The organism is Micromonospora sp. CNZ322, from assembly GCF_007827755.1.
In genome coordinates, this window is sequence record NZ_VITD01000013.1 from 1 (window position 1) to 24924 (window position 24924).

The 24924-nt window shown below is 70.2% G+C and carries 29 protein-coding genes; 16 read left to right on the forward strand and 13 right to left on the reverse strand.

The features are described from left to right. Window positions 1–187 precede the first annotated feature (187 nt). Complete coding sequence (locus FB453_RS25650) at window positions 188–1078, reverse strand: hypothetical protein (RefSeq protein ID WP_145794358.1); 891 nt, start codon at window positions 1076–1078, stop codon at window positions 188–190. A 345-nt stretch (window positions 1079–1423) separates the two neighbouring features. Here FB453_RS25650 and FB453_RS35065 point away from each other — a divergent pair, with 345 nt between their 5' ends. Together FB453_RS35065 and FB453_RS34395 are read left to right on the forward strand one after the other, a co-directional pair. Then, window positions 1424–1549 (forward strand): hypothetical protein, encoded by a 126-nt coding sequence (locus FB453_RS35065; protein ID WP_486480447.1) that lies wholly within the window; start codon window positions 1424–1426, stop codon window positions 1547–1549. Beyond that, a complete protein-coding gene (locus FB453_RS34395) occupies window positions 1546–1866 on the forward strand; it encodes a hypothetical protein (RefSeq protein WP_186718542.1) in 321 nt (106 codons plus the stop codon). The genes FB453_RS35065 and FB453_RS34395 overlap by 4 nt, the downstream gene beginning before the upstream one ends. Before the next feature lie 55 nt (window positions 1867–1921). Here the strand turns inward: FB453_RS34395 and FB453_RS25665 are convergent, their stop codons facing one another. Together FB453_RS25665 and FB453_RS25670 are read right to left on the reverse strand one after the other, a co-directional pair. Then, entirely contained in the window at window positions 1922–2311 is a 390-nt protein-coding gene (locus FB453_RS25665) for a hypothetical protein (RefSeq protein WP_145794360.1), read from the reverse strand. A 53-nt stretch (window positions 2312–2364) separates the two neighbouring features. Further along, on the reverse strand, window positions 2365–2748 hold the full coding sequence (locus tag FB453_RS25670) for a DoxX family protein (RefSeq protein ID WP_145794363.1): 384 nt from the start codon (window positions 2746–2748) through the stop codon (window positions 2365–2367). A 179-nt stretch (window positions 2749–2927) separates the two neighbouring features. On the opposite strand from FB453_RS25670, the gene FB453_RS25675 reads away from it, so the two are divergent. Further along, window positions 2928–3821 (forward strand): RNA polymerase sigma-70 factor, encoded by an 894-nt coding sequence (locus tag FB453_RS25675; protein ID WP_222431412.1) that lies wholly within the window; start codon window positions 2928–2930, stop codon window positions 3819–3821. Window positions 3822–3966: 145 nt separating this feature from the next. On the opposite strand, the gene FB453_RS25680 is transcribed toward FB453_RS25675, so the two are convergent. After that, window positions 3967–5166, reverse strand: a complete 1200-nt coding sequence (locus FB453_RS25680; RefSeq protein WP_145794367.1) for a low temperature requirement protein A — start codon at window positions 5164–5166, stop codon at window positions 3967–3969. Window positions 5167–5341: 175 nt separating this feature from the next. Between FB453_RS25680 and FB453_RS25685 the strand changes: the two genes are divergently transcribed. The 3 genes from FB453_RS25685 to FB453_RS25695 all read left to right on the forward strand — a co-directional run bounded on the left by FB453_RS25685 (window position 5342) and on the right by FB453_RS25695 (window position 8065). Beyond that, window positions 5342–5920, forward strand: a complete 579-nt coding sequence (locus FB453_RS25685; protein WP_486480448.1) for a TetR/AcrR family transcriptional regulator — start codon at window positions 5342–5344, stop codon at window positions 5918–5920. Between the two features lie 238 nt (window positions 5921–6158). After that, window positions 6159–6869, forward strand: a complete 711-nt coding sequence (locus FB453_RS25690; protein ID WP_112700140.1) for an HAD family hydrolase — start codon at window positions 6159–6161, stop codon at window positions 6867–6869. Between the two features lie 410 nt (window positions 6870–7279). Beyond that, entirely contained in the window at window positions 7280–8065 is a 786-nt protein-coding gene (locus tag FB453_RS25695; protein ID WP_186718544.1) for a L,D-transpeptidase family protein, read from the forward strand. A gap of 13 nt (window positions 8066–8078) precedes the next feature. On the opposite strand, the gene FB453_RS25700 is transcribed toward FB453_RS25695, so the two are convergent. From FB453_RS25700 to FB453_RS25720, 5 genes are all read right to left on the reverse strand, one after another. Continuing rightward, a complete protein-coding gene (locus FB453_RS25700; RefSeq protein WP_112583018.1) occupies window positions 8079–8354 on the reverse strand; it encodes a hypothetical protein in 276 nt (91 codons plus the stop codon). Between the two features lie 47 nt (window positions 8355–8401). Continuing rightward, window positions 8402–8833, reverse strand: coding sequence for a RusA family crossover junction endodeoxyribonuclease (locus tag FB453_RS25705; RefSeq protein ID WP_112583019.1), 432 nt, complete (start codon window positions 8831–8833; stop codon window positions 8402–8404). Window positions 8834–9018: 185 nt separating this feature from the next. Next, window positions 9019–9723 carry a VOC family protein gene (locus FB453_RS25710; RefSeq protein WP_145794372.1) on the reverse strand — a complete coding sequence of 235 codons (705 nt, stop codon included), beginning with the start codon at window positions 9721–9723 and terminating at the stop codon, window positions 9019–9021. A gap of 218 nt (window positions 9724–9941) precedes the next feature. Beyond that, a complete protein-coding gene (locus tag FB453_RS25715; protein WP_145794637.1) occupies window positions 9942–10124 on the reverse strand; it encodes a DUF397 domain-containing protein in 183 nt (60 codons plus the stop codon). Then, window positions 10118–10918, reverse strand: coding sequence for a Scr1 family TA system antitoxin-like transcriptional regulator (locus tag FB453_RS25720; protein ID WP_145794374.1), 801 nt, complete (start codon window positions 10916–10918; stop codon window positions 10118–10120). The genes FB453_RS25715 and FB453_RS25720 overlap by 7 nt, the downstream gene beginning before the upstream one ends. Window positions 10919–11198: 280 nt before the next feature. On the opposite strand from FB453_RS25720, the gene FB453_RS25725 reads away from it, so the two are divergent. After that, window positions 11199–11453, forward strand: a complete 255-nt coding sequence (locus tag FB453_RS25725) for a flavin reductase (protein ID WP_145794376.1) — start codon at window positions 11199–11201, stop codon at window positions 11451–11453. 18 nt (window positions 11454–11471) lie between these two features. Here FB453_RS25725 and FB453_RS25730 read toward each other — a convergent pair whose 3' ends face one another. Both FB453_RS25730 and FB453_RS25735 read right to left on the reverse strand, forming a co-directional pair. Continuing rightward, a complete protein-coding gene (locus tag FB453_RS25730) occupies window positions 11472–11870 on the reverse strand; it encodes a hypothetical protein (RefSeq protein ID WP_124858603.1) in 399 nt (132 codons plus the stop codon). Further along, window positions 11867–12190, reverse strand: a complete 324-nt coding sequence (locus tag FB453_RS25735) for a hypothetical protein (RefSeq protein WP_145794378.1) — start codon at window positions 12188–12190, stop codon at window positions 11867–11869. Before FB453_RS25735 ends, FB453_RS25730 begins: the two co-directional genes overlap by 4 nt. A gap of 411 nt (window positions 12191–12601) precedes the next feature. On the opposite strand from FB453_RS25735, the gene FB453_RS25740 reads away from it, so the two are divergent. The 5 genes from FB453_RS25740 (at window position 12602) to malQ (ending at window position 19130) form a co-directional block, all read left to right on the forward strand. Next, on the forward strand, window positions 12602–13888 hold the full coding sequence (locus FB453_RS25740; protein ID WP_112583026.1) for an ABC transporter substrate-binding protein: 1287 nt from the start codon (window positions 12602–12604) through the stop codon (window positions 13886–13888). Beyond that, a complete protein-coding gene (locus FB453_RS25745; protein WP_112674542.1) occupies window positions 13885–14880 on the forward strand; it encodes a carbohydrate ABC transporter permease in 996 nt (331 codons plus the stop codon). Before FB453_RS25740 ends, FB453_RS25745 begins: the two co-directional genes overlap by 4 nt. Window position 14881: 1 nt before the next feature. Further along, on the forward strand, window positions 14882–15718 hold the full coding sequence (locus FB453_RS25750; RefSeq protein ID WP_091404101.1) for a carbohydrate ABC transporter permease: 837 nt from the start codon (window positions 14882–14884) through the stop codon (window positions 15716–15718). A gap of 10 nt (window positions 15719–15728) precedes the next feature. Next, window positions 15729–16937, forward strand: coding sequence for a sn-glycerol-3-phosphate ABC transporter ATP-binding protein UgpC (locus FB453_RS25755; protein ID WP_145794381.1), 1209 nt, complete (start codon window positions 15729–15731; stop codon window positions 16935–16937). Window positions 16938–17129: 192 nt separating this feature from the next. Beyond that, window positions 17130–19130, forward strand: coding sequence for a 4-alpha-glucanotransferase (gene malQ, locus FB453_RS25760; RefSeq protein WP_145794383.1), 2001 nt, complete (start codon window positions 17130–17132; stop codon window positions 19128–19130). A 10-nt stretch (window positions 19131–19140) separates the two neighbouring features. On the opposite strand, the gene FB453_RS25765 is transcribed toward malQ, so the two are convergent. Beyond that, window positions 19141–20250: a winged helix DNA-binding domain-containing protein gene (locus FB453_RS25765; protein ID WP_145794386.1), complete on the reverse strand. Its 1110-nt coding sequence runs from the start codon at window positions 20248–20250 to the stop codon at window positions 19141–19143. Window positions 20251–20340: 90 nt separating this feature from the next. Here FB453_RS25765 and FB453_RS25770 point away from each other — a divergent pair, with 90 nt between their 5' ends. The 4 genes from FB453_RS25770 to wrbA all read left to right on the forward strand — a co-directional run bounded on the left by FB453_RS25770 (window position 20341) and on the right by wrbA (window position 22879). Next, window positions 20341–20781, forward strand: coding sequence for a hypothetical protein (locus FB453_RS25770; protein ID WP_486480449.1), 441 nt, complete (start codon window positions 20341–20343; stop codon window positions 20779–20781). A gap of 64 nt (window positions 20782–20845) precedes the next feature. Next, entirely contained in the window at window positions 20846–21604 is a 759-nt protein-coding gene (locus FB453_RS25775) for a HipA family kinase (RefSeq protein WP_145794389.1), read from the forward strand. Continuing rightward, on the forward strand, window positions 21601–21969 hold the full coding sequence (locus FB453_RS25780; RefSeq protein WP_091404117.1) for a DUF3037 domain-containing protein: 369 nt from the start codon (window positions 21601–21603) through the stop codon (window positions 21967–21969). Before FB453_RS25775 ends, FB453_RS25780 begins: the two co-directional genes overlap by 4 nt. A 292-nt stretch (window positions 21970–22261) precedes the next feature. Beyond that, window positions 22262–22879, forward strand: a complete 618-nt coding sequence (wrbA, locus tag FB453_RS25785) for an NAD(P)H:quinone oxidoreductase (RefSeq protein ID WP_112583030.1) — start codon at window positions 22262–22264, stop codon at window positions 22877–22879. An 87-nt stretch (window positions 22880–22966) separates the two neighbouring features. Here wrbA and FB453_RS25790 read toward each other — a convergent pair whose 3' ends face one another. Further along, entirely contained in the window at window positions 22967–24889 is a 1923-nt protein-coding gene (locus FB453_RS25790; protein ID WP_145794392.1) for an anthranilate synthase family protein, read from the reverse strand. Between the last annotated feature and the right edge of the window lie 35 nt (window positions 24890–24924).

Sequence of the window (24924 nt, forward strand, 5' to 3'; positions counted from 1 at the left end):
CTAGACAGCTCCACTCCACAACCGGAGGCCTTCACCTACCTACGACATCAGATCGTGTCGTCACACAATCTCGACCAACGTCCCTGGGCAGTACAGCTAGCGGGCCCTGCGAGACACTTCCTCGGTCGAACCGACAAAGCTGACCAAGCAGCCCATGGATACGTCAACAGCATTACAGTTGCTCGAACTATTCGGTGAGCACCTTCACGGTGTCGGCTAGTCCGTCGTTTCGGTTGATGCCGACGAAGAATTCGCTCCCCACATGGGTGACATCTTCGATCTCATCGACCAGGTTGTTGCCCGGAATTCCGATGTCACTCTCCACATCGCCTCCAGACCAGTTGTACTGGTACACCCAGTTCCACCCGGTGGCGGGCGTTGAGGTGTTGATTGACTTGGTGTTCCAGATATAGTTCTCCGAGCAGTCGATGCCTTGGTCGGAACGATTATCGTGACTCGTCAGGTTGCTCTTCACCAGCGTCCATCCACTCGTCAGCGCGCCAGCGCCGGGATGGGTCCACAGGCTACCCAACCGTCGGGCAGCATATTTGCCGGCTCCGCCGGCGGCCGTAGCGCTGTAGCAGAGGCCGCTGATGTTTCCTATCGGTAGACGCACTTCCCCGGTTGTGCCAATAGATCCGTCGGCGTTCAGGCGTACGATTGTCACCTTGTCGCTCAGAAACGCGGATTGGCTCCCCTGGGTGGCAATCAGGGCCGGGCCCTGGCCCAGATAGTTCGCGTTGTAGGCGAGGTCGTTACCGTGGCCGAGTGTGGGTATGGAAGTTGGCGCACCGGCGCAGATCCAGCTAGTGCCGTCCCAGGTCGAGCCGTCGCGCACCCACCTGGACAGGACGGGCTCGGCGCCGGCCGCCTTTGTGAAAATGATGTAAAGCTGGCCGCCTGGCCCTGCCACCATGCCTTGCATGACCGTGCGACCGTTCTTGCACGCACTGCTGTTCGGGATGTTCAGCCGTTCCGCCCCGCTCCTGTCCGTAGCAGCGTAGGCAGATGCCGCCGGGGCGATAGCGATTCCAACTGAGAGTGCGAGCGCGGTCGCGACGCTCGATAGTTTCTTCAATTCGGTGTCTCTCCTCTAGGGGGTAAGGCGAGAAGAGAGTATCAGTTGATGTCGACCTGTCTATGTAACCCTTGTCCTGGTGGCGGGCCGGGCCTCGCCTGCTGCTTGGCCTCGGTGATTCGCGCTGGGGGTCAGCCCCTTGGCCCGGCAGCCAGGGTGCTGTCTTGCCGCCGCACGCGCCCGCTACCGGCGCACCGGTAGCTGCGGCGCCGAGCCTTGGTGCGATCCTCCGTAACCAGCCCGAGCACGCCGCTGATGTGCCGGCGGTGCTGGCCCGGCGTGCCCGGCGGCGCTGGAGGTCGCCGCCACGCACGGGCATCGAACGATCGTGTTGGGTGCGTGGGGATGCGGCGCTACCAACGGAAGTGGCGGCACCCACCGGTGCCGCCACTGCCGTCGTACGCCGACACCGATCCGCCCGCCGGCATCTCCGATGTCGTGCTGTCGGATCAGCGCGCTTTCGCCGCGTGAACAATCAGGTCCGCCACCGGGCCGGGGTTGGACACACCGACGGCATGCGAGGCGTTACGGATCTCCACAATTTCCCGGGCATCGGCCCGCTCGGCCATCCAACGCTGAGCCTTGACCGGGATGTTGCGGTCCGCCCCGGAGAGAAGACCCGTGGGCGCGTGCCGGCCGGCGCCGACACTGACGCACTGGCCCTGGTTGTGGTCAGCGTGCTGCACCACGTCGCGCTGACCAGCCACACCGACCTGACGGCGGAGCACCGGATCCAGCAGGTGATTGGCGCGCTCACTGATGGTTTCCCCGCCGCCGCACCCTCCTGAGCGCCGCGCCGCAAGGCGGCGTCGCGGCCTGCGGCGCTGCCAGGCCCCGAGAGACTCACTGATAGCCGATGTGGACGGTCAGCCTGCCCTCCCTGGGGTTGGCCCCCACGTAGACAGACGCCGGGTCGAACACTGTCGGCGGCAGGCTCAGCTCCTCAGAGAGACCCATCTCGCGTGCCAGATCCTCGGGAGACTGCCCCGCCGCGGGCACCAGGGTGATCGTTCGCCAGCATCCACCGGAGGCGCACTCCATGCTCTCGTCGGCGATCGTCGCCCCGGACGGCACCTCCGGCATCCGCGACTTCGGCGGCAACGATCCCTCGGTCTTGAACACCTGCAACCACAGGAACGACAGGACCCACAGGCACGACAGCAGTCCCAGCGTCACGGACACGGCCACGAGGGCGCGCTTGGTGCGCTTCCTCAGCGCGGTCCGTGACGTCATCGCGCGATGGTAGCGGGGCATGGTCGATCAGCCGGGGCGGTAGTGGGCTCAGGTCAGCCGGTGAAGGGCTCGGGTCCGAGGCGGCCCCAGGCCACGAACGCGGCCACCGCGAGGTAGACCAGATTCAGCACGATGAACTTCGCCTCGCCGTAGCGCAGGTGGGTGATCATCGCGCCGATCATCAGCAGGATCCAGCAGACGGCGGTGACCGGCACCAGCACCGGTGCGATGTCCAGCACGGCGGGCAGGATGAGGCCGACCGCGGCCAGGAGTTCGAGGACGCCGAGGGTCTTGACGAAGCCCACGCTGGCGTCCCCGGTCCACCCGCCGCCGTTGGCCGCTGACAACTTCTGCTTGGGTACGAACGTCTTGGTGATGCCGCCGGCCAGGGCAATTGTGGCCAACAGGCCAGCCGCTATCCACAGTGCAAGGTTCATGAGTTGTCCTCCGTTTCGGGTCACACAGGAGACACCGCCGGCCGGTGCGCCGTGACAGCTCGTGAGGTGACGAGGAGCACGGACGCCCGGCGTCACAGAAGTCGGAAGGCCGGTGTCTGGTGGGCGACGCGGTCGAGTTCGGCGAGACTGGAGGACGCATGGATGCGGAAGGCGGAATCATGAGTGCGGACGGCCGGGGGGACCGGGCCGTCGACGCGTTCGTCACACACCGGAACCTCCTCTTCACCGTGGCCTACGAGATGCTCGGCTCGGCCGCCGACGCGGAGGACGTACTCCAGGAGACCTGGCTGCGGTGGGCGGACGCGGACCTCACGGCGGTGCGGGACCAGCGCGCCTACCTGGTCCGGATCACCACCCGACTGTCGCTCAACCGGCTGCGTGCCGTCGGTCGGCGTAGGGAGTCCTACGTCGGCTCCTGGTTACCCGAGCCGCTGTTGACCGCGCCCGACGTCGCCGAAGACGTCGAACTCGCCGAGAGCGTCTCGATGGCGATGCTGCTGGTGCTGGAGACGCTGGCGCCGACCGAGCGGGCGGTGTTCGTACTCCGTGAGGTCTTCGACCTTGGATACGACGAGATCGCCGAGGCGGTCGACAAGAGCCCGGCCGCTGTCCGTCAGATCGCCCACCGTGCGCGGGCGCATGTCGCCGCGCGGCGGCCGCGCGGGATGGTCTCGCCGGCCGAAACCCGACGTGCGCTCACGGCGTTCCGGCTGGCGGTCGAGACCGGCGACGTGCAGGGCCTGCTCGACGTCCTCGCGCCGGATGTCGTGCTCCTCGGCGATGGCGGCGGGATCAAGCAGGCCGTGCTGCGGCCTGTCGCCGGGGCCGACAAGGTGGCCCGCCTGCTGTGCAGCACACACGCCAGGGTCGCGACCATGTCGTTGCACCCCGCCCAGGTCAACGGTCACCCGGCGCTGATTCTGCGGCTCGACGGCGCGGTCGACACGGTCCTCGCGCTGCGTGTCGACGACGGTCTCATCAGCGGGGTCTACGCGGTGCGTAACCCCGAGAAGTTGTCGCACATGCGGAGCGAAACGGCCCTGCGCCGCTGACGGTCGGCGGTGACCGTCGGTCGCCTCCGTCGGGGCGGATGCGGGTTTGAGCGGTATACCTCAGAGGTATGAATATGACTCTGAGGTATACCGCTCGACCGCACATCGACTTGCCGGGCCAGGCAACGCGTTAGGACTTACTCGTCTAGTACGGGGGCGCGGGTGTCTCCGGTGAGTGTCGACGGGATCGTCGCGCGTCCGCTCCGGCGACGCCGAGCAGCACCACGGCGGCGACCGCGCCGGCGGTGAGTGGCTGGAGGTGCAGTGCTGCCGGGATCAGCAGGCCGAACGCCAGCAGGCCGGCCAGCCGGGACCGGGAAACCCGACCGAAGACCTGGTATTCGAGCGCCGATCGTCCGGCGAGGAAGAGCACTGGGCCGCCGAAGATGGCGATGAGCCAGGTCGCCGGGAGGTGCCCGAGCGGCTCGGCGATGAACAGCTCGAAGCCGACGCCGGTGAGCACGATCCCCGCGATCATGACCATGTGGGCGAACGCCATGTCGGTCGCGAGTCGAGCCGGGTTGCGGGAACGGTCGACGGCCGTGCCCAGCATCCCTCCCGCCACGTGGAAGTAGATCCGCCAGAGCAGGACGGTGCTCGCCAGCGCCAGGACGAACCCACCCGTCTGGTCGGTGTGGAACTCGCTGCCGCTGAAGGCGAGCCCGATGACGAAGATCGCCTCGCCGAGAGCGATGAGGAGGAACTGTTGGTACCGCTCGGCCAGGTGCTCGGCCGCGATCATCTGGACGCCGAGCCGTTGCGCGCCGAGTCGCGGGGTCGGCCAGCCGAGGAACAGCCCGGCGTAGTCGATCAGCACGGCGAGGGTCCAGAGTGCCCCGCGAACCGTGCCGTCGTTGACCAGCCCGCCGGAGACCCAGAGCGGTGCGCTCAGGCCGAACCAGAACAGAATCCGGATCGACTGTTGTGGGTCCGGCCGGCCGTGCCCGGCGACGTGGAAGAACACCACCCGGCCGATCTGGAGAGTCACCAGGGTGATGGCGAAGAGGGAGGCCCGTGCGCCGAAGCCGTGCGGCACGGCGACGGCCATCGTCATGGCGCCGACCAACGTCATGATGATGACGGTCTGGACGATCGGGGCGTCCGGGTCCAGCCAGCTTGTCGACCAGACGGTCACCGACCAGACCGCCCACAGCGCCAGGAACAGCAGCAGAGCCTGGCCGAGACCCGCGTACACGCCGCGTTGACCGTCGGTGAAGTCGGCGATCAGCCGGGCGGAGATCCGGGTGAGGGCGAAGACGAAGACCAGGTCGAGGAAGAGCTCCAGAAAGGTGGCCCGCTGGCGGGTGGCTTCGCTGCGCAACAGCCTGTCGGGGGTGTTCCTCATCGGCTCGCCACGCGTCGGTGTCGCCGAACCACGTGCCCTCCCGTCGCGGTGATCTCCTCGCCTAACGAGCCAGGGGGCGGCTGTGGCACGTGGAGCGAAGGGGCCGGCGACCCACAACAGTCACCAATCCGTCACCCGACCGCTACGGCAGGTGTACGCCTCTACGCTCGTGGGCGTGCCCGGACCTGCCGAGAAGGCCACTGAACAGGACCGGCGTGACCTCATCGTCACGGTCGCGCGAGAGTTGGCCGAGACGGAGGGCTGGGCGGGTGTGACCACCCGACGGCTCGCCGAACGAACCGAGATCGACATGAGCGACATCTATCGGCACTTCGCCGGTCTGGAGGCGCTGATCGCCGCGGTCGCGGTGTGCGCCTTCGCCGATCTGGCCGCCGACCTCGCCGAGGCGCACGCGGAAACCGCTGGGAGCCCCGAGGGGGTCTGGCCGGCGGTCGCGACCGCGTACCTCGACTTCGCGTACACGAATCCCGAGGTCTATGACGCGATGCTCGCGCTGACCCCCGACCTGGCCCTCGGCGTCGATGGCGTGCCGGCCGCGCCGCGGGCGGTCTTCGCCGAGCTGCGGGCGGCCCTGACCCCGCTGGCCGAGGGGCGGGACCCGGACACCCTGGCCGAGGTGGGTTGGAGCCTGCTGCACGGCGTGGTGATGCTCACCCGCGGTGGCCGGCTGCGACCCGAGGGGCAGGAGGACCGCGAAGCGTTGATCGCGCAACGGTTGCTGCGGTGGCCCTGACCAGGTCGCACCGACGCCCCCTGATCGCGGTCAGTTGATGGGCTGGCGGTCGGCCGGGCCCTTGTCGGCGAACCGGAACGTGGTGTCCAGCTTGGCGTTACCCAACTCCTTGAGGACGAGGCCGTTGCCGGGGAGCGGCCGAGCCGGAACGGTTCACGAAAATCCGGAAGATCTCAAATCGATCTCCCGCCTATCCTGTCTCTCGGCCTTGGCGACGGTGGCACGGGGAGGGCATGGCATGACGGTCGGTGTGGCGGCGCGACGACAGGCGCAGGTGTTGATCTTCGATGCGGACGACACGTTGTGGGAGAACAACGTCGTCTTCGAGCGGGTGATCGACGACTTCCTGGGCTGGTTGGACCACCCCACCCTGGACCGGGCCGCGCTGCGGGCCGTCCTCGACGACATCGAGCGGGCCAACGCGGTGGCGCACGGGTACGGCAGCAAGGTCTTCCTGCGCAGCCTGGCGGAGTGCCTGGAGCGGCTGCGCGAGCGGCCGGCCACCGACTCCGAACGTCAGGAGATCGACCGGCTGGCGGTGGCCCTCGTCGAGCACCAGGTGGAGCTGATGCCCGGGGTGGCCGACGCGCTCGACGAGCTGGCCGGACGGCACGAGTTGCTGCTGCTCACCAAGGGCGATCGGGAGGAGCAGCAGCGCAAGCTGGACGCCTGCGGTCTGCTGCACCACTTCGGGGCCGCGCACATCGTCGCCGAGAAGAACGTCGACACGTACCGGTGGCTCACTCGCGAGCACGGCTTCGCGCCGGACGGCGCGTGGATGATCGGCAACTCCCCGAAGTCCGACATCCTGCCGGCGCGGGCCGCCGGGTTGAACGCGGTGTTCATTCCGAACGCGAACACCTGGGTGCTGGAGGACGACGAGCTGGACCCGACCGACGGCGGGGTGCTGCGGCTCGCCGCGTTCCGGGACCTGCTGCGCCACTTCTGACCGTACCGAAGCCAAACAGCGTCGGCGATCATGGTCGCGTTACGCCAAACTGCCCGATTTTGAGCGTGGGATCAGTCCTGCCGCCGGTCGTCCGACCCGGCTTGTCCGGCCGGCCGGAGCGCGCCTAGCCTGGTCCGGCGCTCACGGCCCTTCGGGGTGTGTCGGGGGCGCGTCGGCCTTCGGCGGGTGAGCACCGTGGAGCTGAGTGCGAAGTGGCTGGCTCACCCCGTTCTGGCGCGTGGCGTCGTGCCACGCCCGCGCGGCGGGGTGCCGGAGCTGTCCGCTTCCCTGCCGGACGGCCGAGGGTCAGGGCCGGGTAGTTGCGGACCCGGTCCTGACCCGGCCCGCGAGTCGTTCGACCGATGCGAGCGGGGCAGACCGCGCGCCGGTTCGACTGTCAGGATGGCGGCATGAAGCGCAGATCTCTCCTACTCGGCGCGGCGGCCGGTCTGGTCGCCCCAGCCGTGATCGTCCCGGCCGCGCCCGCACTCGCGGCGGACCGGCCGCTGCGGCCGGGCTGGGGCACGGCCGCGGTGCAGCGACCCTTGCCGAAGTGGCAGCCCCAGAACCGCGCCAGCGCATTGACCACGCTGCCGGCGGAGACGAAGCAGGTGATCATCGTCGGGGCCAGCAGCTACACCACCACCTACGCCACGCTGGAGGCGTTCGTGCGGGTCAGGAGCACCTGGCAGCCGGCCTCGGCGTCGTTGCCCGCCCGGATCGGCTCAAAGGGCTTCAGCGACAACCACGTGGAGGGTGTGCCGACCACGCCGACCGGCGTCTACTCGATCGGCCCCACCATGTACGGCATCGCCGCCAACCCGGGCGTGCGATTCCCCTACCACCGGCTCGTCAGCGGTGACTGGTGGAACGAGAACCCGTCGTCCCCGCTCTACAACACCTTCCAGCAGAGTGCGACCAACCCGGGCGGGGCCAGCGAAGCACTGTGGAAGGAGGTCCCCGCGTACACGCACTTCGCCGTGATCACCTACAACATGCCGCCGAACGTGCCGAAGCCGGTGCCGAACGCGGGCAGCGGGATCTTCCTGCACCAGTTCAGCACCAGCGCCGGCAACGCCACCGCTGGTTGCGTCTCCCTCGCCAACGGTCACCTGGTCGACGTGCTCAACTGGCTGGACCCGGCGCTGTCGCCACGCATCGTGCTCAGCCCGTACGCCCAGCTCAGCCGCTACTGACAACCGGGGCGACTCAGCCGGCGTCGCGCCGGACGATCGACACTGCGACCCGGCAGAACTCGTCCATGTCCGGGTTGAACCCGGCAGCGATGTCGGGATGCAACCCGGAGCGAGTCTCCTCCAACAGTCGCTGGCAGACCTGCTCGACCGGTTCGCCGCCGTAGTCGGCGCGGATCCGCTCGGTGGCCGCCTGAAGCGCCGAGGTCAGCTGCTCCTCCAGCGGGCCGCGCAGCTTCTGCTGCACAGGATCGAGCCCGCGGGGGTCGAGCGTGACATGTGGCTCCGACATCGGTGCTCCCTTCTTCGGCGTCCGCGATACCCCACCGCGAACGTCGGTCAAACCCCGGTCGGTACGGCGGCGACCCGCACCTGGTACGAGAACTCCTCCGCCGGCTCCTCGTGGTACGACAACCGGCGGATCTGCCGGTCGTCGTCGTAGAGGGCGACGTCCACCAGCACGCCGAGGTGGGCGAGGCCGATGCTCGACACCCGCTTCTTGTCCTGCAACACCGCACAGACGCCGCCGAGAAGGGTGCTGGCGTCGGACGTACGGTGCCCGGGCGGGCAGCGCAACACCAGGTCCACCTCGATCGGCCCGGGCAACGGCGTCCAGCCGGTGCGCTGGGCCGCGGCGAGGGCGGCCTGGAGCAGGGTGCGGACCCTCGTCGCCTGCCGGTGGCCGGCGGCGAAGATGGACAACGCTTCGGTCTTGACCGGTGGCAGGCCGCTCACCTCGAACGTCAGGGCGAGAGCGCGGGTGTCCTGCACGACGGCACCTCCTCGTTGGGACGATCCTGCCGAACCGGGGGCGCGGCGGTGGGACGTTCCCGCGATTACCAACCGATCGGGCAGGCATGGGTCGGCCGGAGGCGTGTCGACGGCGGCGGCGAACGCGCCGGCTACGGCGCTAGGAAAACGCTAGCCGACGACGCCCGCGCTCGGTAGTCGGTCGTTCACCCGGTGGGGCGTGGTGCGAAGGCGCAGAACTCGTTGCCCTCGGGGTCGGCCAGCACCCACCACCAGTGCGCCTCGTCGAGCGGCTCCCGCAGCAGTGTCGCGCCCGCCGCGATCAGCGCCATCGGCTCCGGGTCGACCAGGTCGACGTCCCAGTGCAGCCGGTTCTTGACCGTCTTGGGCTCGGGCCCTGCGACAAACACCCAGTACTCCCACGGGAACCCGGCCGCGCCGGCCACCGACGACGTGCTCGACTCGTGCTCGACGGTGCCGCCGACCACCCCGGCCCACCAGGTCGCCTGCGCCGCCGGGTCGGTCGAGTCCACCACCAGCTCGAACGGGCCCGGCCGGGTGCCGTCGCGGGCCGGGAACGCGCAGAACTCGTTGCCCTCCGGGTCGTCCAACACCCACCAGGACGCGTCGCCGGCCGGTTCGCGAACCAGTCGGGCGCCGTTCGCGAGCAGCGCCGCCGGGTCCGCGTCGGCCAACCGCAGATCCAGGTGTACGCGGGTCTTGCCGACCCGCGGCTCGGGTACTCGGTTGACCCAGATGGACTCGGCGTCGGAGCGCGCCGAGCGGGGGTCCACCCGGGTGTCACCGTCACCGGCATCGGCCACGTCACCGTCGAGCATCCGGGCCCAGAAGGCGCCGAGTGCGAGCGGGTCGGCGGCGTCCAGACAGAGGTCCTTGAAGCGCGCGATCATCGTTCCAGCATGCCCGGTCCGGGCGGTCCGTCCGTGGAAGAGCGCCGCGTGGCGAAGTCAGCGCTGCTCGGCGCCTCGTCGATCATGAGGTTGTGGTGGGTGACAAAGTCTGCGCACAACCCCAAACCCGGCACCATAACTCCATGATCAATCGGACCCGGGTCGGGGCGTGTCTCCTTCGGGGAAGTCTCGATTGAGGGTTTCTCCGAGTGCCGCGTTCAGTGCTGCTTGGCGTACGCGACGAATGCCTTCCAGGTCGTCGGGTCGACGTGCAGGGTGCCGCCGTCGCGGTCCTTGGTGTCGCGCACCAGCACCACACTCGGCAGGTTGTCGGCGACCTCGACACAGGATCCGCCGTTGCCGCCGGACCGGGTCGACTTTCGCCACTGTGGGGTCAGCATGCCCATGACTTCGCCACTTCCTTGATCAGCTCGGTTGACTGCCGGCGGGGGAGCGCCTCGTTCCGCACGATCTCCCACGTCTTCGCCAGCTTAGCGACGTCGGTCGGTGCATCGACGAACTGCGCGGTGAGCTGGTTGTCGGCGTGCGCCACCCGCTCACCGTCGGGCATCTCGGCGATGATGAACTGACCGGCCAGCCCCAGATACATCCCAGCATCCACCGGCACGATGTGCACCTGGATATGCTCCGCCGCGGCCAACTGGGCCAGGTGCTCGCACTGCTCGACCATGAGACCCGGCTGGTCGAGCACCGGCCGGCGCAGCACCGCCTCGTCCAGCACGGCGATGAGCTGCGGCGGGCGCGGGCGTTGCAGGATCGCCTGGCGCTCCAGCCGGGAGGCGACGATCCGGTCCACGTCCTCGGCATCGAACCGGCCACCGGCCAGCGTCGCGCGGGCGTACCGCTCGGTCTGGAGCAGGCCCGGCACGTAGGCCAACTCGAACCAGCGCAGCGTGGTCGCCTCCCGCTCGAACTCGATCCACTCGCGCAGCCAGGCCGGCTCCGCGTCGAGCCGGGCCAACCCGTCCAGCATGCGGAGGAAGCGTCCGCCAGTCTGGTGGTGGGTGTCGACCGCCCTCATGTACTCCTTCGTGGGCGGTCGCCCGCCGGTCTCCACCGAGCTGACGTGCGAACCCGAATAACCGATGCCCCTGCCGAAGTCGTCCTGACTGAGCCCGGACCCCGTCCGGAACAGACGCAGTTCCTCCAGCACGTAGTCGGTGACGGTCCCCATCGATTCCCCAACCTTCGCTCAGTCTGGCTCGGCGCGTCCGTCATGGGTGCTCACCTGGAGCGCTGAGCTGCACAAATGGCGCGAGCACGTATCGACGGTAGTCGCGTCATCACCAGACTGTCACCAGTGGCGGGTCCGCTGGTGGCCGGAATGGCGGCGGCGGGCCCTGCCCTCCGGGGTCGCTCCCGTTTCCCCCTTGCGGGAGCGGCCCCTTCCCCGTCCCCGAGGAGGTCGATGTGCTCACCCCGACAGCCCAGCAGCCCTCGGCGCGGTGGCGGTGATGGTGGTCCGGCCGCCCGTCCCGCACGTCGCCATGCGCCCGCTATGGCGGTGCCGGAACTGTGGCATCGAGTGGCCCTGCCAGCCGGCCAAGCTCGCCCTGCTGACGGAGTACCGGACCAGCCGGACCGCGCTGCTGATCTACCTCGGCACTCTGATGCACGAGGCGACGAACCAGCTCACCCAACTCCACCCGGATCATCCACCGACCAGGATGACCGAGCGCTTCCTCTCCTGGGCCAGGGCCCGGGGTTGACGCTCGGTCCGCCGTCGTTCATCCCGGAAAGTGGATCAGTGGCACCCCGTCGGAGTATCCGGGCCCCTCACTGGTCAGCACCGCGGCGTCGTGAGTCAGGCCCGCCACGGCGGCTGCGGCCAGGTCGAAACGGCGGGTCCTGCGCTGCCAGAAGGTCAGCTCCGGTAGATCCTCCGCCTGCTCGGGCAGCAGCGCGCAGGAAGTCAAGGCCAGCAGCTTGTGCAGGAGGGCCAGGTCCTTGCCGGTCGCCATGGTCAACGCTTCGGTCGCTGCCACCACCGGCACCCCGAACCGCACCCCGTCCTCAATCACCTCGTGGACGGGCTCGCCTACGTGCACCGTCCGGAGGACGGCGTATCCCAGCAGGGCCGACCGGTCCAGGATGAGCCGAACTGGTGGTGTTGTCTCCGAGGTCATGCGGCGTCGGCGCGGGGCGCGGCGTCGTCACCGTTCATCTCGGCCTCCATGGCGGCGCGGATCTTGGCGCGCTCCGCCTCGAACCGCTCGGCAGGCCACTCAGCCTCCACGCCCAGGCGGCGGGCCCGAGCCTCGGCCACACCCTGCTCGCTGACGTGAATGCCGGCGGCGAGCAACAACTCCTTGTGCTGCTCCACCCGCTTGCGCCGACGCACCGACTCAGTGACGTAGGCACTGGCCATGCGATTGCCCTGGCTCTCCAGGATCTGACTCACGTCCGGGGGAACGGAGATCGTGAAGCGGCGCTGAGGCTCTGTCATACGCGCAGCTTACACCTGTCATACTGTTGCGCCTCCACGCTCGGCCGCCGTCTGGCTCAAGGCCCGCGGTCCCAGCCCATGATCGACTCCGCTTCCTGAAAGGCGGGGACTTCCTGGCGCGGTGATGGCGCGACTTCCAGGAAGCTGAGTCGATCATCCGCGTTTTGGGCGGCCGGTTCAGGAAGTCGAGTTGATCACGCGCGCGGCGTCGGGGCGCGGGGCGCACAGGGTCGGTCGCTGTGCGCACGCTCGCTGTGACAGCCAGGTTTCGCGACTTCGCGGGTGGGGCAGAGTAGCCGCTACAGAGCATCCGGGCCGGAGTTTCCGCAGCTTGCCGACTCGGAATCGGCTCGCCGTGCGCCGGGGCACGGATGCCCTCCCCGGTCTTTCGCCGAGGAGAGGGGGAGGGCGATGACGGACCCCGAAACGGCTCGACACCGACGCCGGCCGGTTGTTCGGCTGGGCGCGGCGGCTGCCGCGCTGGCACTCGTGGCGCCGCTGGCCGCGTGCGGCGCGGACGACGCGGGTGGCCCACCGACGATCAACCTGTACTACCCGCCCGAGCAGAACCTGCAGAAGGTCGTCGACGACTGCAACGCGCAGGCCCAGGGACGGTACGAGATCGCCTACCGGGTGCTGCCCCGGCAGGCCGACGACCAGCGGGTGCAGATGGTGCGCCGGCTGGCAGCCGAGGACAGCGGGATGGATCTGCTCGGGCTGGACGTCACCTGGACCCAGGAGTTCGCCAGCGCCGACTGGATCCGCGAGTGGACCGGCCAGGACAAGGCCGAGGTCGAGCAGGGCACCCTCGCCGGGCCGTTGGACACCGCCCGGTACGAGGACAAGTTGTACGCGGCGCCGAAGAACACCAACGTCCAGTTGCTCTGGTACCGCAAGGACCTGGTGCCGCAGCCGCCGACCACCTGGGACCAGATGATCAGCGCGGCCCAGCAGCTCAAGGACCAGGGCAAGCCGTACCAGGTGCTCACCATGGGCGCGCAGTACGAGGGTCTGGTCGTCCTCTACAACACCCTTGCCGAAAGCGCCGGCGGGAAGATCCTCAGCGACGACGGCAAGAAGGCCGTGATGGACGACGGCACGGTCCGGGCGTTGGAGCAGCTGAAGAAGTTCGCCACGTCGGGCGTGACCTCGCCGTCGTTCAGCAACGCCACCGAGGACCCGGTTCGGCTGGAGTTCCAGTCCGGCGCGGGCGCGTTCCAGGTGAACTGGCCGTTCGTCTACCCGGCTCTTCAGGAGGCGAACCCGGAGCTGGCCAAGCAGGTCGGCTGGGCTCGGATTCCGGGCATCGACGAGGGCACCCCCAGCAAGGTCACCATCGGTGGGGTCAACCTGGCGGTCAGCTCCTACTCCAAGCACCCGGAGCAGTCCTTCGAGGCGGCCCGGTGCATCCGCAGCGCCGAGCACCAGAAGTTCTCCGCCATCAACGACGGTGTGCCGCCGACCATCGAGGCGGTCTTCGACGACCCGGAGATGACCGAGGCGTACCCGATGAAGGACACCATCCTGGAGGAGTTGAAGGAGCCGGCGACGCGTCCGCTGACCCCCGCCTACCAGAGCATCTCCACAGTGATGTCGGCGATCCTGTCGCCGCCGTCCGGGATCCGCCCGCAGCAGACCGCCGACGAGCTGCGCGGCGCCATCGCTGACGCCCTCCAGTCCAAGGGGGTCCTGCCGTGAGTATCAACGCCACGCCGACCGGCGCCGACGTCGCCGCCGACGAGACCAGCGAATCCACCGGCCGGCACGCCACAGTGCCGACCCAGCGTGGTGGCCGTCGCAAGCCCCCGTTGAGCGAGAACAAGAAGGCCGAACGCCGGCTCGGTCTGCTCCTCTGCGCGCCGGCCGCGCTGGTCATGATCGCGGTGACCGCGTACCCGATCATCTATTCGGTCTGGCTGTCGTTGCAGCGCTTCGACCTGCGCTTCCCCGACCAGCGTGAGTTCATCGGGCTGGAGAACTACGTCACGGTGCTCACCAACGAGTTCTGGTGGACCGCGTTCGGGGTGACCGCGCTGATCACGGTGGTCACCGTGGCAGTCGAGCTGGTGCTCGGCATGGGCCTGGCGATCATCATGCACCGCACCCTGGTCGGGCGCGGCCTGGTCCGGACCTCGGCGCTGATCCCGTACGGGATCGTCACAGTGGTCGCCGCGTTCTCCTGGCGGTACGCCTGGACGCCCGGCACCGGCTACCTGGCCGACCTGTTCAGCGACGGCGCGCCGCTCACCGAACGGGCCAGCTCCCTGGCGATCATCATGCTGGCGGAGATCTGGAAGACCACCCCGTTCATGGCGCTGCTGCTGATGGCCGGCCTGGCGCTGGTCCCGGAGGACCTGCTCAAGGCGGCCTCCACCGACGGCGCGACCGCCTGGCAGAAGTTCACCAAGGTGATGCTGCCGGTGATGAAGCCGGCGATCCTGGTCGCGTTGCTGTTCCGCACCCTGGACGCGTTCCGGGTCTTCGACAACATTTTCGTGTTGACCGCCGGAGGCAACGAGACGTCGTCGGTGTCGATGCTCGCCTACAACAACCTGATCCGGGGCCTCAACCTCGGCATCGGTTCGACGATGTCGGTGCTGATCTTCATCACCGTGGCGATCATCGCCTTCGTCTTCGTGAAGCTGTTCGGCACTGCTGCCCCGGGCAGCGACGACGGAGAGAGGCGCTGACATGGCTGTCGAAACCACTACCAGGGCAAAGCTGCGCTGGGGTCTGCTCGACGTCCTCGTGGTCGTCTTCGCGCTGGTCCCGGTGCTGTGGATCGCGTCGCTGTCGTTCAAGACGCCGGCCACCCTCACCGACGGGAACTTCATCCCCCGGGAGTGGACGCTGGACAATTACCGGACCATCTTCGACACCGACCAGTTCGTCCGGGCGCTGGTCAACTCGATCGGCATCGCGCTGATCGCCACGCTGATCGCTGTGGTGCTCGGCGCGATGGCCGCGTACGCGATCAGCCGGCTGGACTTCCCCGGCAAGAAGCTGCTGGTCGGCGTCTCCCTGCTGATCGCGATGTTCCCGCAGGTGTCACTGGTGTCGCCGCTGTTCGAGATCGAGCGTCAGCTCAAGATCTTCGACACCTGGCTCGGGCTGATCCTGCCGTACATCACCTTCGCGCTGCCGCTGGCGATCTACACGCTGTCGGCGTTCTTCAAGCAGATCCCGTGGGATCTCGAGAAGGCAGCGAAGATGGACGGCGCCACCCAGGGGCAGGCGTTCCGGCGGGTGATCGCGCCACTGGCCGCGCCCGGGCTGTTCACCACGGCGATCCTGGTCTTCATCTTCTGCTGGAACGACTTCCTGTTCGCCATCTCGCTGACCTCGACCGAGCGGTCCCGCACGGTGCCGGCCGCGTTGTCGTTCTTCACCGGCGCGTCGCAGTTCGAGGACCCCACCGGGGCGATCTGTGCCGCCGCGGTGGTGATCACCGTTCCGATCATCCTGTTCGTTCTCTTCTTCCAGCGTCGCATCGTGTCCGGCCTGACCTCCGGCGCGGTAAAGGGATAGGTGGGTAGTCATGGCTGACATCGTGCTGGACAAGGTGAGCAAGAGCTTCCCGGACGGGACCATCGCCGTGCAGGACGTCGACCTGGAGATCGCCGACGGCGAGTTCGTGATCCTGGTCGGGCCCTCGGGCTGCGGCAAGTCCACCACCCTCAACATGATCGCCGGGCTGGAGGACATCAGCTCCGGTGAGCTGCGCATCGCCGGGCAGCGGGTCAACGACAAGGCCCCCCGGGACCGGGACATCGCCATGGTGTTCCAGTCGTACGCGCTGTACCCGAACATGACAGTGCGGGAGAACATGGCGTTCCCGCTGCGGCTGGCGAAACTCGACAAGGAGACCATCGACCGCAAGGTCGACGAGGCGGCGAAGGTGCTGGAGCTGACCTCGCTGCTGGACCGCAAGCCGGCCAACCTCTCCGGTGGCCAGCGTCAGCGGGTGGCGATGGGCCGGGCGATCGTCCGCCAGCCGAAAGCGTTCCTGATGGACGAGCCGTTGTCCAACCTCGACGCCAAGCTGCGGGTGCAGATGCGCACCGTGGTGTCCCGCCTGCAGAAGCAGCTCGGCACCACGACCGTCTACGTCACTCACGACCAGACCGAGGCGATGACTCTCGGCGACCGTGTGGTGATCATGCGCGGGGGCGCGGTGCAGCAGGTCGGGCCGCCGCAGGAGCTGTACGACCACCCGAAGAACCTCTTCGTGGCCGGCTTCATCGGCTCGCCGTCGATGAACTTCCTGCACGCCGCCGTGCAGGACGGCGAGCTGCACACCGCCCTGGGCAAGGTGCCGATCGGTGACCGGGTCCGCCGGGAGTTGGAGTCGGCCGACGCGCCCCGGGAGCTGATCCTCGGCATCCGGCCCGAGCACTTCGAGGACGCCGAACTGGTCGACGACGACACCCGTCGGCGGGGCATGGAGTTCGAGGCGCCGGTGGACATCGTCGAGTCGATGGGCTCGGACAAGTACGTCTACTTCACAGTCGAGGGGGAGAAGGCCAGCGCCGCCGAGCTGGAGGAGTTGGCCGCCGACGCGGGCGCCGCCGACTTCGCCGGTGCCGGCGGCAACCTGGTGACCCGGTTGTCCGCCGAGTCCCCGGTCGCCGAGGGGCAGACGCGGCGGGTCTGGTTCAACCTGGAGAAGATCCACCTGTTCGACCCGGCCAACGGCCGCAACCTGACCCTGCACGAGGGTCGAGCCGCCGGCGCGCTCGCCGACTGACGGCCCGATCGCGCCGATCTTGCACTTTCGGTTGTCGATACAGGTGGAATGCCCTTGTGTCGGGACAGGAAGTGCAAGATCGGCGCGGCGGGGGCGGGGGCGTGGGAGGGGCGCGCCCGCCGTGTTCTGCGGCGCGGGGGCGGGCGTGGCAAGGTGGTCGCAGGTTTCGTCGTGAAGCGGGGGACGGACGGGATGAACCGACGACTGGCCGCGCTGGCAAACGCGCACGGTGTTTCCACCTGGTACGAGGATTGGCGGCACCGCCGCGTCGCTGTCGCACCGGAGACCGTGGTGGGTGTGCTGGGGCTGCTCGGCGTGGACGCCACCAGCCCGTCGGCGATCGCCGATGCGCTCGCCGCCGCCCGCGCGGTCGACCGGAGCGCCCTGCCGGAGACGGTCGTGCTCACCCACGGACGCAGCCGGGCGCTGCCCGGCCCGGGGGTGGTGACCCTGGAGGACGGTGGCCGTCGCGCGGTCGACGGTGAGCTGCCGGCGGACCTGCCACTGGGTTGGCACCGGCTGGCCTGCGCCGACCGGGAGGTGACACTGGTGGTGGTGCCGCGCCGACTGCCGGTGCCGCCGTCGAGCTGGGGGTGGATGCTCCAGCTCTACGCGCTGACCTCGGAACGCTCCTGGGGGATGGGAGACCTCGGTGACCTCGCCGAGTTCACCGGGTGGGCCGGTGACACCGGGGCCGGGCTGGTGCTGCTCAACCCGCTGCACGCGGTCGGGCCGGCGCATCCGGTGGCCACCTCACCGTATTCACCCGCCAGTCGACGCTTCGTCAATCCGCTCTACCTGCGGGTCAGCGACACCGCCGCGTACCGGGCGGCCGACCCGGCCACCCGTGCGGTGGTCGACGCGTTGCGTCCCGACCGCGGGCCCCTGATCGACTACGACGAGGTGTGGGCCGCCAAGCGGCGCGCCCTGGAGTTGCTGCATCCGTACGCCCAGCCGGTGGATCTTGCCGCGGACCCGGCGCTGACCAGCTTCGCCACCTGGTGCGCGCTCGCCGAGCGGCACGGCAACGACTGGCGTGCCTGGCCGGCGGACCTGCACCACCCGGACGCCCCGGCGGTCGCCGAGCAACGTCGGCGCCTCGCCGACCGGGTCACCTTCCACGCCTGGCTGCAACACCTCTGCGACGAGCAGCTCGACGCCGTCACGGCGGCGGCCCGCTCGGCGGGAATGCCGGTCGGTGTCGTGCACGACCTGGCCGTCGGCATCGACCCGGGCGGCGCGGACGGATGGCAGCTCGCCGACGTGCTGGCCCAGGGCGTGCGGGTCGGCGCGCCACCGGACGACTTCAACCAGCTCGGCCAGGACTGGGGGCTCGCCGCGTGGCGCCCGGACCGGCTCGCCGCCACCGGTTACGCCGCCTACCGGGACATGCTGCGCCGCGTCCTGCGGCACGCGGGTGGCCTGCGGGTCGACCACGTCGCCGGCCTGTGGCGACTGTGGTGGGTGCCGCCGGGCGGCGGCGCCGCCGAGGGCACCTACGTGCGCTACGACGCCGAGGCGATGCTCGGCATCCTCGCGTTGGAGGCGCACCGGGCCGGCGCGGTGGTGGTCGGTGAGGATCTCGGCACGGTCCAACCGGCGGTGACCCGAGGGTTGCGGGGGCGTAACATGCTCGGCTCGACAGTGCTGTGGTTCGCCCGCGACGAGGCCGGTGACTTCGTCCCGCCGTCCCGGTGGCCGCGCAACGCCCTCGCCACCATCTCCACCCACGATCTGCCCACCGCGCCCGGCTTCCTGACCGGTGAGCACGTGCGGGTGCGTGACGAGTTGAAGCTGCTCGGCACCGACCTGGCGGTGGAGCGGGCCCGCGCCGCCGCCGATCGGGACCGGTTGCTCACGATGTTGGCTGCCGAGAACCTGCTGCCCGAGCCGGCTGCGGGGTCTGAGTCGGCTGAACCGGCGAAGACGCCCGACGACGGCGAGGTGGTGGTGGCGATGCACGCCGCGCTCGCGGCCAGCCCGACCCGGCTGGTCGGCGTCTCCCTCTACGACGTGCTGGGTGAGGTGCGCCAACCCAACATGCCGGGCACCGTGGACGAGTACCCGAACTGGCGGCTGCCGCTGCCGGCCAGCGTGGCGCAGATCCGCGCGGACCCCCGGGTGACCCGGATCGTCGACCTGCTCAGCGCCGCCCGCCCACGACCGTCCGACCCGGCACCACCGGAGCAGTGACGCCGCCGGGTCAGGTCAACCAGTCGAAGCGAGCCGGCAGCCCGAGGAAGTCGGCGTAGCGCCCGAGCGCCTGCTCCACCCGGGCCCGCGCGGCGACGTCGAGCGTGGTGAGCGGCTGGATCGTCACGGTGACCGCGGTGCGGCCGACCTTGCGCTTCCACACACCCACCACCCGACCGGCGCGGACCACTGTGGCCTGGAAGATGCCGTTGTTTCCCGGCACCACGGCCGCCTGGTGGGCGGGGTCGAGCATCAACGTGCGGTCCCGGAAGCCGAGCAGATACTCGTCGAAGCCGGGCAGCGCCAACACGTCGTCCGGCGCGGTGCGTGGCGCGTCGGCCACTGCCGCGTCGACGTACATCGGAGTGCCGTCGACGCGTACCGTGCTCAGCGCGTCGTCGGCGGCGGCCAGGCCGCGCCGGGCGTCGGTCAGGGTGAGGCCGCTCCACCCGGCGAACTCGCGGTCGGTGACCGGGCCGTGCCCGCGAACGTAGCGGTGGGCGAGCAGAGCCAGCGCCTCGTCCCGCTCCAGCCGGTGGGACGTGGGCGCCCACTCGTCGAGCAGGGCGAAGGTCTGCTCGGTGCCGACGTTCGGCGCCACGCAGGTCACGCCGCGAACGCTCACATACCACAGCAGGTGGTAGCCACGCTGCCCGTCGGTGCCCAGGCCGGCCGCCCGCAGGGTGGCCAGGCACTGCGCGCGGGTGAATCGCCCGCCGCCGGCCAACGCGGTGCCGAGCACCTCCACCGCCCGGTCCGCGTCGGCCTCGGTGAGCCCGAGCTGTGCCCGCCGGGTCGCCGCGCCGGCCAGGGATCGTACGCCGGTCAGCTCCAGCATCCAGCGGGCGTCAGCGGACGGGACGAGGTGCACGGTGCCCCGCATCGGCCAGGTCCGCAGCGCCTCACGCCGCTCCAACGCCGCCTGCACGTCGGCCACACTGCGACCGGGTAGCCGGGCGCCCAGCGACCACAGCCCGCTGGCCAGATCCTGTGCCTGCATCGCGCCGAACCACTCGACCACCTCGGCGACGGTGCCGGGTCGGGTGCTCGGGTGTGGGCGCAGCAGCAGGCTGGTCATCCGCAGCGCCAGCGCGTCGGCCGCGCTGAGGTCGACAGGCATCGGGCGCTCCTTTTCGTGGCCGGGCGGCCAGCCTAGGGCCGACCACCGACACTTCTGCTGGTGGGAGGCGTAACGGCGGTCGTCAGGGGAATGCCGCTCGCCGCAAGTACGCGCGCCGCGCGTACGGAAGGGAATCTCATGACTGCCGCAAGCGAGCCGGCGCGGGGCGCCGGCGTAACGGCCGGATCCCGCGGCCATCGGGGGGACACCCGCGCGAAGACGAGCGCCGCGGCGACCTTCGCCCTGGTGTTCGGAGTGGCTGGTCTGTTCAGCGTGTTGACGGCGATCCTCGCCTGGCTGGGGTTGGTGCTCGGCATCATCGGGATCATCCTCGGCATCGTCGGCCTCAAGATGGCGCGCCGACCCGGGGTCACCGGTCGCGGCGTGTCGATCGGCGGCCTGGTGCTCAGCATCCTGGCCGTGCTGATCGGGCTCGGTCTGGCCGCGGGCATCACCACGTTCGTCAACAACGAGAACGCTGTGGACCGCCTGCAGACCCAGGTCGACAAGCTGCGCGACAAGCTCGACTGACCCGGGCGTGCCGGTCTGGGCCGGCCCGCCACCCGTCCCGGCCGGCCCCAGTAGGGTGGGCGGCGTGCTCCGCCAGGTCACCGCGATCCGTTACGTCACCCCGCTGCGCGAGGGTGGGTCGCTGCCGGGCGTGGTGGAGGCCGACGACCTCGGCACCTACGTGGCAAAGTTCCGAGGCGCCGGGCAGGGGCCCAAGGCGCTGATCGCCGAGGTGATCTGCGGTGAGCTGGCGCGCCGGCTGGGGTTGCGGGTGCCGCCGCTGGTGGTCCTCGACATCGACCCGGTGATCGGGCGGGCCGAGCCCGACCAGGAGGTGCAGGAGCTGCTGCGCAACAGCGGCGGCGCCAACCTCGGGATGGACTTCCTGCCCGGGGCGCTGGGTTTCGACCCGGTGGCGCACCCCGTCGACCCGGCGCTGGCCTCCCGGGTGCTCTGGTTCGACGCGTACGTGGAGAACGTCGACCGGAGTTGGCGCAATCCGAACCTGCTCGTCTGGCACCGGGAGCTGTGGTTGATCGACCACGGCGCCTCGCTGTACTTCCACCACAACTGGCCACGCGCCGAGGCCGCTGTGCACCGGGCCTACCGCGCGGAGGACCACGTGCTGGCGCCGTACGCGTCGCGGCTGGCCGAGGCCGACGCCGAACTGGCCCCCCAGGTCACCCCGGAGCTGCTCACCGAGGTGCTGGCCCTGGTGCCGGGGGAGTGGTTGACCGCCGCCGACTTCGAGACGGCCGACGCGGCGCGCGACGCGTACCTGGATCACCTGTCCCGCCGGGTCGCCCGCACGGCCGACTGGCTGCCATCGGGGAGCGGGGCATGAGGCAACCCTTCGAGTACGCGCTGATCCGGCTCGTGCCCCGCATCGAGCGCGGTGAGCAGATCAACGTCGGCGTGTTGCTCTACTGCCAGCAGCGCGACTTCCTGGCCGCGCGGACGCACCTGGACGCCGACCGGGTTCGCGCCCTGGCGCCCGACGTCGACCTGCCTGCGGTGGCCGCGGTGCTCGACTCCTGGGACCGGACCTGCTCCGGTGACGGGCCGGCGACCCGGATGCGCCTCGGTGAGCGCTTCCACTGGCTGGCCGCGCCGCGCAGCACGATGATCCAGACGGGGCCGGTGCACACCGGTCTCACCGTCGACCCGGCGGCCGAGCTGGACCGGCTGATGGCGACCCTGGTCCGCTGAGCCAGAGCGGGGCGCGGGAGCGGTGATCGTCCCCTGATCGCGCTGCGCCAGCGCCGTTGCCGGCGGAGCGCGATCCCCCGTTCAGGTGCCCGGTGCGGGGCGGCGGCTCGATCCCGCCGGCACCGATGGCACCAGGATCGCGGTCCGGTCGCGACGTCGGGCCGGAACGACCGGGAAGTTGCGGAAAACTTGAGCCGGCGGACCGGTAACCGGGAGCGCCGGGGCTGTCGTTAGAGCGGGTCCGCAACGGGTAGTCGCGGGAGCTGATCCGAGACGAGAAGGGGACACTCTGATGGCTGCCCAGACCAAGGTAGCGGTGATTTACTACAGCGCCACCGGCATCACCTACCAGATGGCGCAGGCCGTGTGTGAGGCCGCCGGGGACGCCGGTGCTGACGTGCGCCTGCGCAAGGTGCGCGAGTTGGCGCCGGACGAGGCGATCCGCTCCAACTCCGGCTGGCAGGCGCACCGCCTGGAGACCCAGGACGTGCCCGAGGCGATGGTCGACGACCTGGCCTGGGCCGACGTGGTGATCCTCGGCGCGCCGACCCGGTACGGCATGGTCGCGGCGCAGCTGAAGCAGTTCATCGACACCACCGGCCCGCTGTGGGCCCAGGGCGCGCTGGCCAACAAGGTCTACTCCGCCTTCACCTCGACGGCGACCTCGCACGGGGGTCAGGAGACCACGCTGACCTCGCTCTTCAACGTCTTTTACCACTGGGGCGGTGTGGTGGTCACCCCCGGTTACACCGACACCAGTCAGTTCATCGCCGGCAACCCGTACGGCCCCTCGCACACCAGCAACAACGGGGAGATCGCCCCGGACGCCGTGGCGCTCGGAGCGTGCGCGCTGACCGCCCGGCGCGCCGTGCAGATGGGTGCGGCGCTGAAGGCGGGCCTGGCCGGCTGACGGACGAGGGCGACCGGCGGCGCGGGCGGGGGCTCTCGGCCCGTCCGCGCCACCGGTCCATCCAGCCCTACCCCCGGGCCGGGGCGACTATGCGCCTCCGCGCGTCGCGGACAGCTCGTCCGGGCGTGGCGCGGGCAGCAGCTCGGTCAGCAGCTCGCTGAGCACGGCGAGCCCGTCCGGGCTGAGCACCGACTCCGCGTGGAACTGCACCCCGGCGAAGCCGTGTCCCCGCAGGGCGTGCACGGCGCCGTCGTCCGGGTCCCGGGCCAGCTCCACCGGCCCGTACGCGGTGGTCAGCCGGTCGGCGTCGGAGCGGGCGGTGAACGTCGAGTAGAACCCGACCCGGCGGGTCCGGCCGAACAGCGGCACCTCCCGCTGCAACCCCTGGTAGGGCGCGTCCCGGCGGTGCAGCGTCAGCCCCAGCAGCCCGGCCAGCACCTGATGGCCGAGGCAGACCGCGAGGGTGGGACGGCCGGTGGTCAGCAGCCCGGTCAGCAGCTTCCGCAGCGCCAGCATCTTCGGCTCGTCCGTGCTGCCCGGGTCGCCCGGTCCGGGACCGGCGACCACCAGGTCGTAGTCGTCGACCGGGCCGCTCGCGCGCCAGGGGAGGGTGGTCACCGCGAGACCCAACGCGCTCAGTTGGTGGGCCAGCATTCCGGTGAAGGTGTCCTCGGCGTCCACGATCAACACCCGGCGGCCGACCAGTCCGGGCAGTCCGGGCGCGTCCGGTGACCGCTGATCGAGCCAGAATCGCGCCAGCGGCGCGTTGCGGGCGGCCAGCGCGTCGCGTACCGCCGGGTCGTCGGCCAGGCGCGCGACCGGCCCGCGGTCGCCGACGGACGCCGCCGGCCCGAGGCCGAGCGCGGCCAGCACCCCGGCGGCCTTGGCGTGCGTCTCGGCCACCTCGCCGGCTGCCGTCGAGTGCCGGACCAGGGTCGCACCGACCGGCACCCGCAGTCGGCCGGTGGGGGAGATCTCGGCGGTCCGGATCAGGATCGGGGCGTCGAGCGTCTGCCGTCCGGCCTCGTCGTGGCCGAGTAGTGCCAGCACGCCCCCGTAGTAGCCCCGGCCCCGGCGTTCGTGTCGGGCGATCACCCGGCAGGCGTTCTCGATCGGGCTGCCGGTGACGGTGGGGGCGAACATCGTCTCGCGCAGCACCTCCCGCACGTCGCGGGTGCCCCGCCCGGCGAGCAGGTACTCGGTGTGCGCCAGGTGCGACATCTCCTTCAGGTACGGGCCGATCACCTGCCCACCGTGCTCGGCGACGGTGGCCATCATCTTCAGCTCCTCGTCGAGCACCATGTACAGCTCTTCGGTCTCCTTCTCATCAGCGAGGAAGCGCAGCAGGGCCGCCCGGTCCGCGACCCCACCGGGGCAGCGGAAGGTGCCGCTGATCGGGTTCATCATCACCAGTCCGTCGTCGACGCTGACGTGGCGCTCCGGGCTGGCGCCGACCAGCGTCCGGGTGCCGGTGTGCACCACGAACGTCCAGTACGCGCCGCGTTCGGCGACCAGCAGCCGGCGCAGTGCGGCCAGCGCGGCCCCCAGCGGCGGGCCCTGCACTGTGGCGTGCAGGGCGCGGTGGATGACGAAGTTCGCCCCCTCGCCGCGGCCGATCTCCTCGGACAGCACCCGCTGCACGGTCCGCGCGTACTCCTCGTCGCTGACGTCGAAGCCGGCGTCGGTGGTGTGCACCGGTTCGTCGGGCAGCGCGGCGAGGGCGTCGGTGAGCGTGATCCGCTGGTGCTCGCGGACCTGAAGGAACTCCAGCGGGGCGGCGTCGTCGATGCAGGCGAAGCCGCGCTCGGTGATCTGCCGGTACGGCACCAGGGCCAGCGTCCGCGCCCCGGGCGGGCCCGTCGGCAGCGGGAGGTCGGTGAGCTCTTCGACGGTGTCGACCGGGCCGGTGAACAGGTCCAGTTCGTCCGCGCCCTCGCGGCGCAGCAGCGCGAAGGGGCCGGGGTCGACGCCGTGCGCGACGGCGGCGAGCAGGTCGGTCAGGTGGGTCATCGGGGTCTCCGTCGGGCTGGGTGCCGCCGTCGGGC

Bases quoted from the DNA above. Each gene is read 5' to 3' on its own strand.
- FB453_RS25675 (WP_222431412.1), top strand. From the start codon at position 2,928: ATGAGTGCGGACGGCCGGGGGGACCGGGCCGTCGACGCGTTCGTCACA.
- wrbA (WP_112583030.1), top strand. From the start codon at position 22,262: ATGGCTGCCCAGACCAAGGTAGCGGTGATTTACTACAGCGCCACCGGC.
- FB453_RS25710 (WP_145794372.1), bottom strand. From the start codon at position 9,723: ATGATCGCGCGCTTCAAGGACCTCTGTCTGGACGCCGCCGACCCGCTC.
- FB453_RS25725 (WP_145794376.1), top strand. From the start codon at position 11,199: ATGGTGGTCCGGCCGCCCGTCCCGCACGTCGCCATGCGCCCGCTATGG.
- FB453_RS25740 (WP_112583026.1), top strand. From the start codon at position 12,602: ATGACGGACCCCGAAACGGCTCGACACCGACGCCGGCCGGTTGTTCGG.
- FB453_RS25665 (WP_145794360.1), bottom strand. From the start codon at position 2,311: ATGACGTCACGGACCGCGCTGAGGAAGCGCACCAAGCGCGCCCTCGTG.
- FB453_RS25750 (WP_091404101.1), top strand. From the start codon at position 14,882: ATGGCTGTCGAAACCACTACCAGGGCAAAGCTGCGCTGGGGTCTGCTC.
- FB453_RS25715 (WP_145794637.1), bottom strand. From the start codon at position 10,124: ATGCTGACCCCACAGTGGCGAAAGTCGACCCGGTCCGGCGGCAACGGC.
- FB453_RS25755 (WP_145794381.1), top strand. From the start codon at position 15,729: ATGGCTGACATCGTGCTGGACAAGGTGAGCAAGAGCTTCCCGGACGGG.
- FB453_RS25695 (WP_186718544.1), top strand. From the start codon at position 7,280: ATGAAGCGCAGATCTCTCCTACTCGGCGCGGCGGCCGGTCTGGTCGCC.
- FB453_RS25720 (WP_145794374.1), bottom strand. From the start codon at position 10,918: ATGGGGACCGTCACCGACTACGTGCTGGAGGAACTGCGTCTGTTCCGG.
- FB453_RS25680 (WP_145794367.1), bottom strand. From the start codon at position 5,166: ATGAGGAACACCCCCGACAGGCTGTTGCGCAGCGAAGCCACCCGCCAG.
- FB453_RS25730 (WP_124858603.1), bottom strand. From the start codon at position 11,870: ATGACCTCGGAGACAACACCACCAGTTCGGCTCATCCTGGACCGGTCG.
- FB453_RS25735 (WP_145794378.1), bottom strand. From the start codon at position 12,190: ATGACAGAGCCTCAGCGCCGCTTCACGATCTCCGTTCCCCCGGACGTG.
- FB453_RS25770 (WP_486480449.1), top strand. From the start codon at position 20,341: ATGCCGCTCGCCGCAAGTACGCGCGCCGCGCGTACGGAAGGGAATCTC.
- FB453_RS25690 (WP_112700140.1), top strand. From the start codon at position 6,159: ATGACGGTCGGTGTGGCGGCGCGACGACAGGCGCAGGTGTTGATCTTC.
- FB453_RS25700 (WP_112583018.1), bottom strand. From the start codon at position 8,354: ATGTCGGAGCCACATGTCACGCTCGACCCCCGCGGGCTCGATCCTGTG.
- FB453_RS25765 (WP_145794386.1), bottom strand. From the start codon at position 20,250: ATGCCTGTCGACCTCAGCGCGGCCGACGCGCTGGCGCTGCGGATGACC.
- FB453_RS25790 (WP_145794392.1), bottom strand. From the start codon at position 24,889: ATGACCCACCTGACCGACCTGCTCGCCGCCGTCGCGCACGGCGTCGAC.
- FB453_RS25780 (WP_091404117.1), top strand. From the start codon at position 21,601: ATGAGGCAACCCTTCGAGTACGCGCTGATCCGGCTCGTGCCCCGCATC.
- FB453_RS35065 (WP_486480447.1), top strand. From the start codon at position 1,424: ATGCGGCGCTACCAACGGAAGTGGCGGCACCCACCGGTGCCGCCACTG.
- malQ (WP_145794383.1), top strand. From the start codon at position 17,130: ATGAACCGACGACTGGCCGCGCTGGCAAACGCGCACGGTGTTTCCACC.
- FB453_RS25670 (WP_145794363.1), bottom strand. From the start codon at position 2,748: ATGAACCTTGCACTGTGGATAGCGGCTGGCCTGTTGGCCACAATTGCC.